We start from the raw sequence: 14075 nt of genomic DNA on the forward strand, positions 1-14075 counted from the left end.
GTGATGAACCAGCGCACCCTGATGGGCGTGATCTCGTTCTACGACGTGGCCAAGGCCGTGGTCGACAGCCAGGATTTCGAGAATCGCATGCTCAAGGCCTACATCCGCGACTGGCCGGTTGAGGAGCAACGCGACGAGCCGGTTCAGAGCTGAGCCGAAAAAAAGCCCGCGCTGTTGCCAGTGCGGGCTGTAAGGAGGTCGCGTGACCTCTTGTTCAACCGGGTGGCTTGTCGATCAGAAGCTGTGGCGAACGCCGAGCGCCAGCTCGGTGATGTTGCGGTCGCTCGCGGAGGTCAGGCTTGCCGGCAGGGTGGTGGCCCAGCGGTTGGCGTAACCGGTGCCTTCGTTCTTGAAGCGCGTGAGCGACGAATAGAACGCCGTGCGCTTCGATAGGTCGTATTGGTAGCCGGCACCCAACGCCTGCGTTTTGCCTTCGGCCGCGTTCTTGGCCTTGTTCTCCACGTATTGCGCCTTGATCAGGTGTGCGCCCGAGCGGTAGTCGGCGCCGATCCAGTAGCCACGGCCATCGGCGTCGGTGGCGCGCTTGTCGTCCACCGTCACCACACCTGCCGTCACGCGAGCGGGGCCGAATGAATAGGCCGCGGCACCGGAGATCGTGCGCACCTGCAGGCTGGCCGCTTCGGCCTTGTCGTCCACATAGGACAGCATGGCGTCAAACGGGCCAGCGGTATAGCGCGCCCAAACGTCGGCCACGCGGTTGCGCGTGGTGCCACCCGCCACTTCGCCCATGCCCCACAGCGTGCCCACCTTCAAGCCACCGAACGAAGCGCTCTCCAGCTTCACCGAGTTGTTCACGCGCGCCGGGCCGCCATTGGCGGTGGCCGAGTTGGCGCTGCCGCGCACCGGCTCGTAGCCGCCGAAGCCACCGATCACCGCGGTGCTCGGGCCGTAGTTGCCGTTGGCGAACTCGCTGAAGTCGCCGGTCAACGGGTACAGGCTGCCGTACTGGCGGCCCAGGGTCACCTGGCCGATGTGGGCAGCACCTATGCCGACGAAGGCCTGGCGGCCCCAAAACGCGCCTTGGCCATTGGTGCCGTCGTCGAGGTTGATGCCGCTCTCGATGGTGAACAGGCCGCGCAGCCCGCCACCCAAGTCTTCATTGCCACGCAAGCCTAGGCGCGACCCTGACAGGCCGCCCGAGGTGACGCGTGTCAGTCGGTTGGCGCCGTCTGCGAGCTGCACATAGGCATCGGCCACGCCATAGAGCGTGACGTTGGTGGTCGATGGCGCAACCTGGGCCATGGCGCTGCTGCCGGCAGCAAGAGCGATCGCGGTGAACGCAAATTTCTTCTTGAACGTCATTTGAAACTTCTCCAGTCAGTCAACGAGCTCACATGAGCTGTGGCCCGGATGCTAGGGAGATGCTGCGCTGCGACAAAGGTGGTGCGAGGCAAGAACCACTTGCCGATCTCGCAACAATCGGCGGCCTTGAGTTCGCGTTTTCCGCCCCAAAGGCAAGGCTCGTAAAATCGTCACTCCTCGCACGCCCATTCAAGGCCTCCATGTCCGGCAGCACCCTCGGCACTTTGTTTTGCGTCACCAACTTCGGCGAGTCACACGGCCCGGCCATTGGTTGCGTGATCGACGGCTGCCCGCCTGGCATGGCGCTGTCGGTTGACGACATACAGCCCGAGCTTGACCGCCGCCGCCCTGGCACTTCGCGCCACGTGACGCAGCGCAACGAGGCCGATGCGGTTGAGATCATCTCGGGCGTGTTTGAAGGCAAGACAACAGGCACGCCGATCTGCCTGCTGATCCAGAACACCGACCAGCGCAGCAAGGACTACGGCAACATCCTGCAGACCTTCCGCCCGGGGCACGCCGACTACACCTACTGGCACAAATACGGCATACGCGACCCGCGTGGCGGTGGCCGCTCGTCGGCCCGGCTGACGGCGCCCACGGTCGCAGCCGGGGCCGTCGCCCGCAAGTGGCTGCAGCAGCAATACGGCACCACGTTCGCCGGCTACATGACGCAGGTGGGTGACATCGAGATCCCGTTCGAGTCGTTGGCCCACGTGCCGAACAACCCGTTCTTTGCTCCCAATGCGACCGACATCTCCCGGCTTGAGGCCTACATGGACGAGCTGCGCAAGGCCGGCGACAGCTGCGGTGCGCGCCTGTCGGTGATGGCGACGCAGGTGCCCGTGGGCCTGGGCGAGCCGCTGTACGACCGGCTCGATGCCGACATCGCCAAGGCCATGATGGGCATCAACGCCGTCAAGGGCGTTGAGATTGGCGCGGGCTTCGCAAGCGTCACCCAGCGCGGCACCACCCATGGCGACGAGCTCACGCCCAACGGCTTTCGCAACAACAACGCCGGCGGCGTGCTGGGCGGCATCTCGACTGGGCAAGACATCACGGTGTCGATCGCCATCAAGCCGACCAGCTCGATACGCAGCCCGCGCGAGTCGATCGACCTGCAAGGCCAGCCAGCCACGGTGGAAACCTTCGGACGCCACGACCCCTGCGTCGGCATACGCGCCACGCCCATTGCCGAGGCGCTGCTCGCGCTGGTGCTCATGGATCACGCCTTGCGGCATCGGGCGCAGTGCGGTGATGTGCAGATGAGCAGCCCTGCCATTCCAGGTCGCATCGGCTGAGCTGCTCAAGTTGAGCCCGTACCGGCCGAAATAGCCGTCGAGAGGCATCGCATGTCATGGCAATCCCGCTGTGAGTGTTGCCCGATGCTCACGAAGGCCGGCAATGAATCAGGCGATTGGAACGACACCCGTGCACCGGCCTCAGGGTGTACAGCGTGGCCCCGCGTTGATCGAGTTCTTCAGGCACCACGGCGTGTGGGCTCCGGGCGTGCGGCTGTTTCGCCGCATGCACTTCAAGACCAAGGCGGTCATGGTGTCGGCCATGTTTCTGGTACCGGTGTTGGCCCTGGGGTGGATCTTTTTCTCCGACAAGGCGGCATCGATCGAGTTCTCGGCCAAAGAGCGGCAGGGCGTTGCGTATGCCCGCGAGTTGATGCCTTTGCTGAAGACCGCGGTGCAGCACCGCGCAGTGGTCGGTACACCGGCCGCGGCCGAGCTGCGCGCCAAGGTCGATGCGCAAATGAAGGCTTTGGCCGGCACCGAGGCTCAATGGGGCGCCAGCCTGGGCACGGGCGCACAGTTCGCCAAGCTCAACGAGGCCGCCGCGGCGCTGGCCGCGGTGAGCGCCAGCCCGGCAGCTGCACTCGAAACGCACACACGCTTCATCAGCGTGGTGCTCGACACCCTGGGCCAGGCCACCGACGGCTCTAACCTCACGCTCGACCCCGACCTTGACAGTTACTACCTGATGGACTTGTCGACCACGCGGCTGCCCCAGCTCATCGAGCTGATGGCGCGAGTGCAATCGGCTGGGGTGCAACGCCTCACCGAGCCCTCGGCGGCGGCGGCGCTCGACATGGCCGATCGCCTGCCGCTGATCGAATACCACGAAGATCAGGTCAAGACCGGCCTGGCCAAGGCCACCGCTGCAACGCCCGAACTCGTGGCTTCGCTCAAGTCCGACGAGGCGACCAAGCCCCTGCGGCGTTTTGCCGAGCTGTCACGCTCGGGTTTCAGTGCAGAAGGCGCCAAGGTCGACAAGGCCGCCTACCTCAGTGCTGCCCAGGCGGCTATCGACAGTCAGTTCGACTTCTCCACGCGATTGCTCGACGACCTGGACAGGCTCATTGCCAAGCGCATCGCAGGCATGGCGTCGGTGCGCGACTTCGCCGCCTTGGTGGTGGCGCTGTCGCTCGCGGCAGGCGCCTATTTGTTCTATTGTTTCTTTCTGGTCACGCAAGGTGGGTTGCGTGAAGTGCAAAAGCACCTCGAAGCCATGACGGAAGGAGATCTCACGACCAAGCCCAATCCGTGGGGCAAGGATGAAGCCGCTCGCCTGATGGGCACGCTGGCCGACATGCAAGGCTCGCTGCGCGACATTGTTTCCAGGGTACGTGGGTCGTCAGAGCAGATCGTGCATGCCAGCTCCGAGATCGCCTCGGCCTCTATGGATTTGTCGGGCCGCACCGAGCAAGCCGCTTCGAGCCTGGAAGAGAGCGCCTCGTCGATGGAAGAGATCGCGTCGACCATCAAACACACGGCCGAAAACGCACAGGAAGCCGCCAGCGTGGCGGTGTCCAACTCCGCCGTGGCGGTGCGCGGCGGCGAGGTCATCGTGCAGGTGGTCAACACCATGCGGGAGATCCACGCATCGTCGGCCAAGATCAGCGACATCATCGGCGTGATTGACGGCATTGCATTCCAGACCAACATCCTCGCGCTCAATGCGGCCGTGGAAGCGGCGCGCGCTGGCGAGCAAGGTCGTGGCTTTGCGGTGGTGGCCAGCGAGGTTCGCAGCCTCGCGCAGCGCAGCGCCCAGGCGGCCAAGGAAATTAAAGCGCTCATCACCAGCAGCGTCGAGCGGGTCGATTCGGGCACACGCGTGGTCGAGGGTGCGGGCGTCACGATGAATGAGCTGGTGAGCAATGCCAAGCGCATGAGCGACCTGCTGAGCGAGATCTCGGGTGCGGCCAAGGAAGAAAGCGCTGGCGTGAGCCAGGTCGGCGCCGCCGTGCAAGACCTAGACCGCATGACGCAGCAGAACGCGGCCTTGGTGGAGCAGACCGCGGCCGCCGCTTCGTCGCTGCGAGACCAGGCCGTCGACCTGGCTTCGGAAGTGGCCAAGTTCAAGCTGCCCTGATCCTGCAAGCTTCGGCCCGCTGCAGTAGGCTGGCGTTCTTCTTTGAAGGAGCACGCCATGAAATACACCCGTCTCGGGTCGACAGGCCTCAACGTTTCGCGTCTCTGCCTGGGCATGATGACCTACGGCACACCGGCTTGGCGCCCGTGGATTCTCGATGAAGCTGCGAGCCGCCCGCTGGTAAAGCGCGCCGTCGAGCTGGGCATCAATTTCTTCGACACGGCCGACACTTACTCGGCCGGCGAGAGCGAGGTGCTCACAGGCAAATTTCTCGCCGAGTTCTGCAAGCGTGACGAGATCGTCATTGCCACCAAGGTGTTTTTCCCCGTCAGCATGGAGGTGAAATACGGCAGCACCTCGCCCGGCAGCAGCATCTCGCCCAACACCCAGGGCCTGAGCCGCAAGCGCATCTTCCATGCGGTCGACGCCAGCCTGAAGCGCTTGAACACCGACTACATCGACCTCTACCAGATTCACCGCTGGGACGCGCGCACGCCTATCGAAGAAACCATGGAGGCGCTGCATGACGTGGTCAAAGCCGGCAAGGTGCGCTACATCGGCGCGAGCTCGATGTGGGCCTGGCAGTTTGCCAAAGCCCAGCAGGTGACCCGCGACAACGGCTGGACGCGATTTGTCAGCATGCAGAACCACTACAACCTGGCCTACCGAGAAGAAGAGCGTGAGATGCTGCCGCTGTGCCGAGACCAGGGCGTGGGCGTGATCCCCTGGAGCCCGCTGGCGCGTGGCTTTCTGGCCGGCAACCGAGCCAAGGGCGACAAGGCGGGTGGTGCTACCTCGCGCGCCGAGACCGATGACCTCGCGCAGAACTATTACTACCGCGACAGCGACTTTGCCACCGTCGACCGGCTGAAGGCCATGGCCGCCCAGCGCGGCGTGAGCGCTGCCACCCTGGCCTATGCCTGGCTGCTGCACCAGCCGGGTGTCACGGGCCCGATCATCGGCGCCAGCAAGATGCCCCAGTTCGATGAGGCGGCGGCTGCCACCGAGCTGCGCCTGTCGGCCGACGAGCTGAAGGCGCTGGGTGAAGGCTACGAGCCGCACCCCGTCCTGGGCCACGCTTAGGGATGCAAGGAAACGCGGCGCCCCTCTAGACTCCCGCTTTGGCTGCCCGTCGCCTACCGGCACGGTTCGGCCCCTTCAATCTGCAGTTTGTCGCAGAGCCAGGCGCGCGGGGGAACCCCGCTCCTAAACTGCCGGCCGTGACGACATCAGATCAACAACAGGGCGCAGCCCCACGAGGGTGGGCGCCTGCAGGAGCGAGCGGGATGGGTGCATCAAGAAGGCGACTCTGGGTCAGCGGCTTCATCGTGGCTGCGGTGGCGGCGGGCATCGGGCTGGCAGTGGTGCCCCGGCTGGGCAACGGGGCTAAAGACACGCCTTCCCAAGACGGCAAAGACGGCAAGAAACCCGACGTACCGCTGGAATTCACGGCCGCCGAGGTTGTGAAGCCCGCGCTTGCGAGCATGCCGCTGGTCGTCCAATTTTCCGGCCCGCTGGTGGCTCCGCGCACGGCCGTGGTTCGCGCCAAGGCCGCGGGCACTTTGTTGAGTCTGCGGGTGGGCGAGGGCAGCCGCGTCAAGGTCGGCCAGCAGCTGGGTGACATCGATCTGTCTGACCTGCAAAGCCGCGTGACCGAACGCAGCGCGAGTGTCGAGTCGGCGCAGGCGGCGCTGGTCGAAGCCGAGCGCCAGCACGCGGCCAATGTGAGCCTGGCGAGCCAGAATTTCATCTCACCCACCGGGCTGCAGTCTTCGCAGGCCAAGCTCGACTCGGCCCGGGCACAGCTCAAGTCGACACAGGCGCAACTCTCTACCGTGCGCCTGGGTGTGAAAGAGGCCGCACTGGTGTCACCCATCGCCGGCATCGTGGGCAAGCGTCACGTGGTGCCAGGCGAAAAGGTGAGCGCCGAGCAGCAGCTGCTCACGGTGGTCGACTTGTCATCGCTGGAGCTGGCCGGCACGGTGGGCACACATGAGGTCTCGCAGCTGAAGGCGGGCCAGCCGGTGCAGGTGATGGTCGAAGGCTCGTCGCAGCCGGTCACCGGCCGCATAGACCGCATTGCGCCGTCGGCCGAAGCCGGCAGCCGCTCGATCGGCGTGGTCGTGTCGCTGGACAACAAAAAGGAGCTCTTTCGCGCCGGCCAATACGCCATGGGCCGCGTGGTGCTGGCCGACGAAGCGCAGCGCCTGACGCTGCCGTTGTCGGCCATCGTCAGCGCCTCGGGGCAAGACCAGGTCTGGGTGATTGAAGGCGGCGCGCTGGTGCGGCGCGCCATCACCACGGGCCGCCGCGATGATGCGCAGGCACGCGTCGAGGTGCTGCAAGGCTTGGCGCCCGGCGCCACGGTGTTGGCGGCACGCTTCGACAACCTGCGCGACGGTGCCAAGGCCTCGGTGGTCACCAGCAAGTCTGCTTCGGCGGTGAGCAGCGGCGCGTCCTTGTCGGTGGCCGCTGCCGCCTCCGGCGCTCCTATTCAGAAGTAAGGAGCGCAGCATGTGGATGACCCGCGTTGCCATCAACAACCCCGTCTTCGCCACCATGGTGATGGTCGCGCTGTGCGTGCTGGGGCTGTTCTCTTACAGCAAGCTCGGCCTGGAGCAGATGCCCGATGTTTCGCCGCCCGTGGCCTTTGTCGACGTGGCCTACCCGGGCGCCTCGCCCGAAGCGGTGGAGCGTGAAGTCACCAAGCTGATCGAGGAGTCGCTCAACAGCATTGCGGGCGTCAAGCAGATCACCTCGCGCAGCTTTGAGGGCCGCAGCCAAACCAGCGTGCAGTTCACGCTCAACGCCGACATGGCGCGTGCCATGCAAGACGTGCGCGACCGCCTGGGCGTGGTGCAGGCGGCCTTCCCGCGTGACGCCAAGATGCCCACGGTCTCGCGCTTCGACAACGACAACAGCCAGCCCACCGTGGTGATGGCCTTGGTCTCGAAGACCCGCAGCACCCGCGAGCTGTCGCTGGTGGCCGACCAGACCATCAGCAAGCGGTTCCAGCGCGTAGAGGGCGTGGCCAAGATCGACATCAGCGGGCTGTCCACGCGCGAGGTGCGCATAGACCTCGACGCCGGGCGGCTGCGCGCCTACGGCATCACGCCCACCGAGATCAGCACGGCGCTGGCCCAGGCCAACAGCGACCAGCCGGTGGGCCTGCTCACCAACGCCACGCAAGACGCCATCCTGCGCGTGGAGGGCCGTGTGCGCGACCCCAAGCAGTTCACCGAGGTGGTGGTGGGCCATCGTGGCGGCTCGCCGGTGGTCTTGGGTGACTTGGGGGTACTCAGCGAGCGTGAAAAAGAGCCTGAGTCGTTCTCGCGCATCAACGGCCAGCGTGCCATCACCTTCAATGTGTTCAAGCAGCAAGACGCCAACATCGTCGCCACCGGTGAAGCGGTCAAGGCGGCAATGGAAGATGTGCGCAAGTCACTGCCATCGGGCATGGAGCTGCAACTCATCAATGCCAACAGCGACTTCGTGAAGGGCTCGCTCACCGGCTTGCAGCACACGCTCATCGAAGGCGCACTGCTCACGGTGGCCATCGTGTTCCTGTTTCTGCACTCGTGGCGCAGCACCATCATCACCGGGCTCACACTGCCGATCGCGGTGATCTCTAGCTTCATTGCGATCTACGCCTTCGGCTTCACGCTCAACTTCATGACGATGATGGCCTTGAGCCTGTGCATAGGGCTGTTGATCGACGACGCCATCGTGGTGCGTGAAAACATCGTGCGCCATGTGCACATGGGCAAAGACCACCACACCGCGGCACGCGAGGGCACCGACGAGATCGGCCTGGCGGTGATGGCCACCACCTTCGCCATTTGCGCGGTGTTCACGCCAGTCGCCTTCATGGGCGGCATCGTGGGCAAGTTTTTCTTCCCGTTCGGCGTGACGGTGACGGTGGCGGTGCTGGTGTCGCTCTTTGTGAGCTTCACGCTCGACCCCATGCTCTCGTCGGTATGGCGCGACCCGCCCGGCGCGCGGCTGCGCAATCTGCCCGTGATCAAGCAGCTCATCACCGGCACCGACCACGCCCTTGATGTGATGCATACGTTGTACGAGCGGCTCATTCACTGGGCTTTCTCGGTGCGGCGTTATCGCTCGTTCGTGCCGCCCATTCCCCTTTTTGCCCACCCCCTGGGTGCTGGCGGCAAGCGCGACGCTTCGCGGCCGCGCCACTGGCGCCTGGCCACCATGTCGCCGCGCTTCATCATCGTGCTGCTGGGCTTTGCAAGCTTCGTGGGCGCCGTGATGCTGGCGCCCCTGGTGGGCACTGAGTTCATACCCGAAACCGACCAGGGCTTCACCCAGCTCTCGCTGCGCATGGCGGTGGGCTCCAGCCTCGCGCGCAGTGACGAAAAGGTGCGCCAGGTCGAAGAGATCGTGGCCACCTTCCCAGAGGTCAAGACGGTGTCGACCAATGTGGGCGGGCAGGGCAATGGTTTCGCCGTGGGGCGTGCCCAGGCCACGCTGAACATCGGCCTGGTCGAGCGCAGCCAGCGCAAGCGCACGCAAAAACAGATTGAAGACGCCATCCGCGAGAGCATCGCCAAGATTCCGGGTGTTGAGGCGGCAGTGGGCTTCAACCGGCCTATCTACGTCGCCATCTTGGGCAGCGACCCGGAGGGCCTGACGCGCATCGCGAAAGAGTTTGCCGAGAAGGTGAAGAAGATCCCGGGCATCGTCGACGTAGACCTTTCCGCCAAGCCCGGCCTGCCGGCCTATGCCGTGCGCCTGCGGCCCGGCGCCATGCGTGAGCTCGGCCTGACCGCACCCCAGCTGGCCGGCTCGCTTAGGGCCTATGTCAATGGCGACATCTCTACCTACTGGACCACGCCCGATGGAGAGCAGGTGCAGGTGCTGCTGCGCCTGCCGGAGGCGCAACGCGAGCGCGTGGACCAGATGCGAATGCTGCCGGTGGCGTTTGCGAAAGACGGTACGCCCATCACGCTAGACAGCGTGGCAACCATCGAGCCCGTGGTGAACCCCGACGTGATCCGCCGCCAGAACCTGCAACGGCGCGAGGCCGTCTTCGCGGGCGTGCAAGGGCGGCCATCCGGAGACGTGGGCGACGATGTGCAGAAGCTGGTGAAAGCAACCAACCTGCCGGCCGGTTACAGCTTCGATGTGGGTGGCGACACCAAGGAGCAAGGCGAAGCTCTGGGTGCGATGCTGGGTGCGATGGTGTTGGCCGTGATCTTCATCTACATCGTGCTGGCCAGCCAGTTCGGCAGCTTCTTGCAGCCCTTTGCGATCATGGCGTCTCTGCCGCTGTCACTCATCGGCGTGATGCTGGCCTTGCTGCTGTGGCGCTCCACGCTCAACATCTTCTCGATGATCGGCCTGGTGATGCTGATGGGCCTGGTGACCAAGAACGCGATCTTGCTGGTCGACTTCGCCAACCATGCGCGCAAGAACGGCGCGACCATGGCCGATGCCTTGCTGCAAGCGGGCCTCATCCGCATGCGGCCGATTCTGATGACCACCGGGGCCATGGTGTTCGGCATGTTGCCGCTCGCGCTGGCCTTGAACGATGGCGGCGAGATCCAGGCGCCCATGGGGCGAGCCATCATTGGCGGCGTGATCACGTCGACGTTGCTAACGCTGGTGGTGGTACCCATCGTCTATTCCTATCTCGACCAGCTGCCGGGCTGGACGACGCGGCGCTGGTTGTCGTTCAAGCAGCTGATTTCGCGCCGTGGCGCTGCGGCGGTGAGCCCACCCTCAGCCTTGCTGCCGTCCGACCATGAATAGTCAGCTGCTGCCGCGCACCACCAGCTGGTAACCCAAGTCGACCGAGGTCTGCACCAGCGGCTCGTGCCGCATCAGCGAGAGCAGCATGCGCGCCGCCTCTTCGCCGATCTCCGTGCGCGGAGTGCGCACGGTCGTGAGCGGCGGCAGCATCTGGTCGCTGCCGTTGAGGTCGTTGAAACCGGCCACCGCCACCTTGCCCGGCACGGCCACGCCCAGCCGTAGCGCGGCCAGCAGCCCACCCTGGGCCAGGTCGTCGTTGCAGAAGAAGACGGCGTCGACATCGGGGTGCTCGCGCAGCATGTGCTCGAACAGCTGGCCGCCCAGGCCCAGCGATGAGCCTTCGGGGTTGAGCAGCTCGAGCTTGGGATCGTAGAGCCCGGCTTCGCGCAGGCAGCGGCGGTAGCCGTCGGCGCGCTGCATCACGCGCGTGTCGAGCTGGGCCGCAACGAATGCGATGCGCTTGCGGCCGCGCGCCAGCAGGTGGGCCGTGACGGCGTGGCCTGCGTCGGACTGCGAGAAGCCCACGCTGTGCACACCCTCGGCGTGTGTCGTCTCCATCACGTGCACGCAGGGCACGCCGCTCGCGGCGATGAGGCGGCGGCTCGCCTCGGTGCGGTCGAAACCGGTCACCACCAAGCCGGCCGGGCGGTGTGCCATGTAACTGCTGAGCAGCAGCTCTTCTTCATGCGGGTCGTAGTGCGTCACGCCAATCAGCGTCTGGTAGCCGGCGGGCAGCAGGGTGCGGTGCACGGCTTCGAGCAGGTCGACGAAAAGTGTGTTGGTGAGCAGCGGGATCAGCACCGCCACATGAGAGCTTCGGCTCGAAGCCAGTGCCCTTGCGGCGGGGTCGGGCACGTAACCCAGCTTCTGCGCCGCCGCCTGCACGCGTTCGACCAGCTCGGCCGCCACGCTGCGCTCGCCGCGCAGCGCACGCGAGACGGTGATGGGGCTCACGCCCGCGGCGGCAGCCACATCGCCCAGGGTCACACGGCCAGTCGCGCGGGGGCTTCGGGTGGAGGTCATCGCGTGTCCAAATTTACGGGTTAGCCCGCATGGGAGAGTTTTTGTTTGCGATCTAGGATAGCGCTATCTTGCGAATTACTGCAAGCCCCGAGGCAACAAGTCTTTCACTGAAGTGAAGACGCCGATGGCGGAAATGAGGCAGTTGAGCTCGCCATTTTTTTGGTTGTTTGAGATAGCGCTATCCATAGATCGACATGACAAGTTCTGCGGTGTTCATGGGCGTGGCCGGTTGCGGCAAGTCGAGTGCAGCCAGTGCTGTTGCGGCTCAGCTGGGCTGGCGGCTGGTGGAGGGCGATGACTTTCATTCCGATTCCAGCAAAACCAAGATGCGGCAAGGCGTTGCGCTCGACGATTTCGACCGCGCCACCTGGCTGGCGCAATTGGGCGACATGCTTGCCGCGCACCAGCGCCACGGCGAGCCGATCGCGCTGACTTGCTCGGCCCTCAAGCGCAGCTACCGCGACCTCTTGCGCAGCCGCGCCGTCGGCTTGCGAATCGTGTTTCTGGAAATTGACAAGGCCGATGCGCTGGAGCGCGTGGCCGCGCGCGTGGGCGAGCATTTGTTTCCGCCCAGCCTGGTCGACAGCCAGTTCGCCACGTTGGAGCCGCCGCACGGCGAGGCGGGTGTGCTTTGCGTTGACGCGCTGCGTGAACGCGAGGCATTGGCCAGAGAAATTGTCGATTGGTTGAGTGCAAGGAGTAGCGCATGAACATGCCTGCCGAGCGAGGCCGCTGGCAGCGACTCGCCGACACCTCAATGGCCGTCACCTTGGGCGTGATGGCGCTCGCGGTCTTCATCAACGTGGTGCTGCGCTATGGCTTCGGCAGCGGCATTGCCGCGAGCGAAGAGCTGTCGCGCTTGCTCTTCGTGTGGATGGTGTTCATCGGTGCGACGGCGGCCTACCCGCTGGGCGAGCACATGGCCTTCACGAGCTTGCTGCAACCACTGCAGACCAAGCCCGTTGCACTCAAAGTCGTCACGCTGTTGATCCATGCCTTGGTGCTGCTGACCTGCGTGCTGGTGGGATGGGGCGCGTGGCAGCAGGTGGTGGTGGGCATGGGCAGCAAGAGCGTGGTGATGGGCTACCCCGTGGCGTTGTTGCCGTTGCCCGCGTTTCTGTGCTCGGTCGCCATCGGTGTCATGGCGCTTGTCAACCTCGTCCGCGGCAACGCCATCGATTTCGGCCACGAGGCTGAAGTGGAATGAAGCCCCCACGCTCACTTCGGTCACTGCCCTCAAGGGGGCGCAGGCCTGCCCTAGTGGCGGCCCGGCGGGAAGCCTGAAATGAACCAAGGTCTGGTCGCCGTCATCTTCATCGTCGCCATGCTGGGCTTCATGGGCATCGGCGTGCCCATGGCCTTTGCGCTGGTGCTCACCGGCGCGTCCATGGCCTGGGCGCTGGGCTTCTTCGACACCCAGCTCTTCGCGCAAAACCTGGTGGCCGGGGTCGACAGCTTTCCGCTGCTGGCCGTGCCGTTTTTCATCCTGGCCGGCGAGCTGATGAATGCCGGGGGCATCAGCCGCCGCATCATCGAGATGGCACAGGCCTGGGTCGGTCATATCCGCGGGGGGCTGGGTTTCGTGACCATCGGCGCCGCCATTCTGATGGCCAGCATGAGCGGCTCGGCGCTGGCCGACACGGCTGCGCTCGCGACCATCTTGCTGCCGATGATGCGTGCCCATGGCTACCCCATGGCCACCTCGGCCGGGCTCATCGCTTCGGGCGGCATCATCGCGCCCATCATCCCGCCGTCGATGCCTTTCGTGATTTATGGCGTGACGACCAACACCTCGATCTCGGCGTTGTTTCTCTCGGGCATCGTGCCGGGCTTGATCATGGGCCTGGGCTTGGTGGTCGCGTGGAAGCTCCAGCTTCGTGGCTTGACGCTGGTCGACAACCCACCGGTGCCCTTCGCCCGCCGCATCAAGATCACCGTTAAGGCCTTCTGGGCGCTGCTGATGCCGCTCATCATCATCGGCGGCATGAAGACGGGTGTGTTCACCCCCACCGAGGCCGCCGTGGTGGCCGCGGTGTACGCGATGTTCATCGCCTTCTTCGTGCACCGCGAGATGACGCTCGTGCAATTTCACGGCGTGCTGGTGCGTGCCGCCAAGACGACGGCCATCGTGATGTTTCTCTGCGCCGGCGCCCAAGTGGCCAGCTACATGGTCACGCTGGCCGACCTGCCGGCCACCATGACAGGCTGGCTAGGCCCCTTGATCGACTACCCCAGGGTGTTGATGGCTGTGATGATGGTCTTGCTGGTGGTCATCGGCACCGCGCTCGACCTCACGCCCACCATCCTGATCTTTGCGCCGGTGATGCTGCCCATCGCGGTCAAAGCGCACATCGATCCCGTGTACTTCGGCCTCATGTTTGTGCTCAACGGCGCCATCGGCCTGATCACGCCGCCGGTGGGCACCGTTCTCAACGTGGTGGCTGGCGTGGGCCGCATGCGGCTAGACGAAGTGATACGCGGCGTGAACCCGTATCTCATTACCTACATCGTGATTCTTGCGCTGTTCACCGTGTTCCCTCAGATCGTGACTGCACCGTTGGTTTGGTTGCGCTGAT

The 14075-nt window shown here is 65.0% G+C and carries 10 protein-coding genes and 1 pseudogene; 9 read left to right on the forward strand and 2 right to left on the reverse strand.

The window, feature by feature from the left end; genetic code table 11:
- Nucleotides 1-153: pseudogene (locus tag AC30QB_RS08800) on the forward strand (CBS domain-containing protein); the annotation flags it as partial.
- 81 nt (nt 154-234) lie between these two features.
- Here AC30QB_RS08800 and AC30QB_RS08805 read toward each other — a convergent pair.
- Complete coding sequence (locus tag AC30QB_RS08805; RefSeq protein ID WP_489545830.1) at nt 235-1323, reverse strand: porin; 1089 nt, start codon at nt 1321-1323, stop codon at nt 235-237.
- 200 nt (nt 1324-1523) lie between these two features.
- Between AC30QB_RS08805 and aroC the strand changes: the two genes are divergently transcribed.
- The 5 genes from aroC (at nt 1524) to AC30QB_RS08830 (ending at nt 10476) form a co-directional block, all read left to right on the forward strand.
- Nucleotides 1524-2624: a chorismate synthase gene (gene aroC, locus AC30QB_RS08810; protein WP_489545831.1), complete on the forward strand. Its 1101-nt coding sequence runs from the start codon at nt 1524-1526 to the stop codon at nt 2622-2624.
- A gap of 103 nt (nt 2625-2727) precedes the next feature.
- Nucleotides 2728-4704, forward strand: a complete 1977-nt coding sequence (locus tag AC30QB_RS08815; protein WP_489545832.1) for a methyl-accepting chemotaxis protein — start codon at nt 2728-2730, stop codon at nt 4702-4704.
- Nucleotides 4705-4761: 57 nt separating this feature from the next.
- Nucleotides 4762-5787 carry an aldo/keto reductase gene (locus AC30QB_RS08820; RefSeq protein ID WP_489545833.1) on the forward strand — a complete coding sequence of 342 codons (1026 nt, stop codon included), beginning with the start codon at nt 4762-4764 and terminating at the stop codon, nt 5785-5787.
- A gap of 203 nt (nt 5788-5990) precedes the next feature.
- A complete protein-coding gene (locus AC30QB_RS08825) occupies nt 5991-7208 on the forward strand; it encodes an efflux RND transporter periplasmic adaptor subunit (protein ID WP_489545834.1) in 1218 nt (405 codons plus the stop codon).
- A gap of 10 nt (nt 7209-7218) precedes the next feature.
- Nucleotides 7219-10476, forward strand: a complete 3258-nt coding sequence (locus AC30QB_RS08830) for an efflux RND transporter permease subunit (RefSeq protein WP_489545835.1) — start codon at nt 7219-7221, stop codon at nt 10474-10476.
- Here the strand turns inward: AC30QB_RS08830 and gntR are convergent, their stop codons facing one another.
- Complete coding sequence (gene gntR / locus AC30QB_RS08835; protein WP_489545836.1) at nt 10477-11499, reverse strand: HTH-type transcriptional regulator GntR; 1023 nt, start codon at nt 11497-11499, stop codon at nt 10477-10479.
- Between the two features lie 194 nt (nt 11500-11693).
- Here gntR and AC30QB_RS08840 point away from each other — a divergent pair, with 194 nt between their 5' ends.
- The 3 genes from AC30QB_RS08840 to AC30QB_RS08850 all read left to right on the forward strand — a co-directional run bounded on the left by AC30QB_RS08840 (nt 11694) and on the right by AC30QB_RS08850 (nt 14074).
- Nucleotides 11694-12209, forward strand: a complete 516-nt coding sequence (locus tag AC30QB_RS08840; RefSeq protein ID WP_489545837.1) for a gluconokinase — start codon at nt 11694-11696, stop codon at nt 12207-12209.
- Nucleotides 12206-12706 (forward strand): TRAP transporter small permease subunit, encoded by a 501-nt coding sequence (locus tag AC30QB_RS08845; RefSeq protein WP_489545838.1) that lies wholly within the window; start codon nt 12206-12208, stop codon nt 12704-12706. The genes AC30QB_RS08840 and AC30QB_RS08845 overlap by 4 nt, the downstream gene beginning before the upstream one ends.
- Before the next feature lie 78 nt (nt 12707-12784).
- A complete protein-coding gene (locus AC30QB_RS08850; RefSeq protein WP_489545839.1) occupies nt 12785-14074 on the forward strand; it encodes a TRAP transporter large permease in 1290 nt (429 codons plus the stop codon).
- Nucleotide 14075: the final 1 nt, after the last annotated feature.

The sequence above is a fragment of the Rhizobacter sp. genome (genome assembly GCF_046595475.1).
GTDB lineage: Bacteria > Pseudomonadota > Gammaproteobacteria > Burkholderiales > Burkholderiaceae_C > Rhizobacter.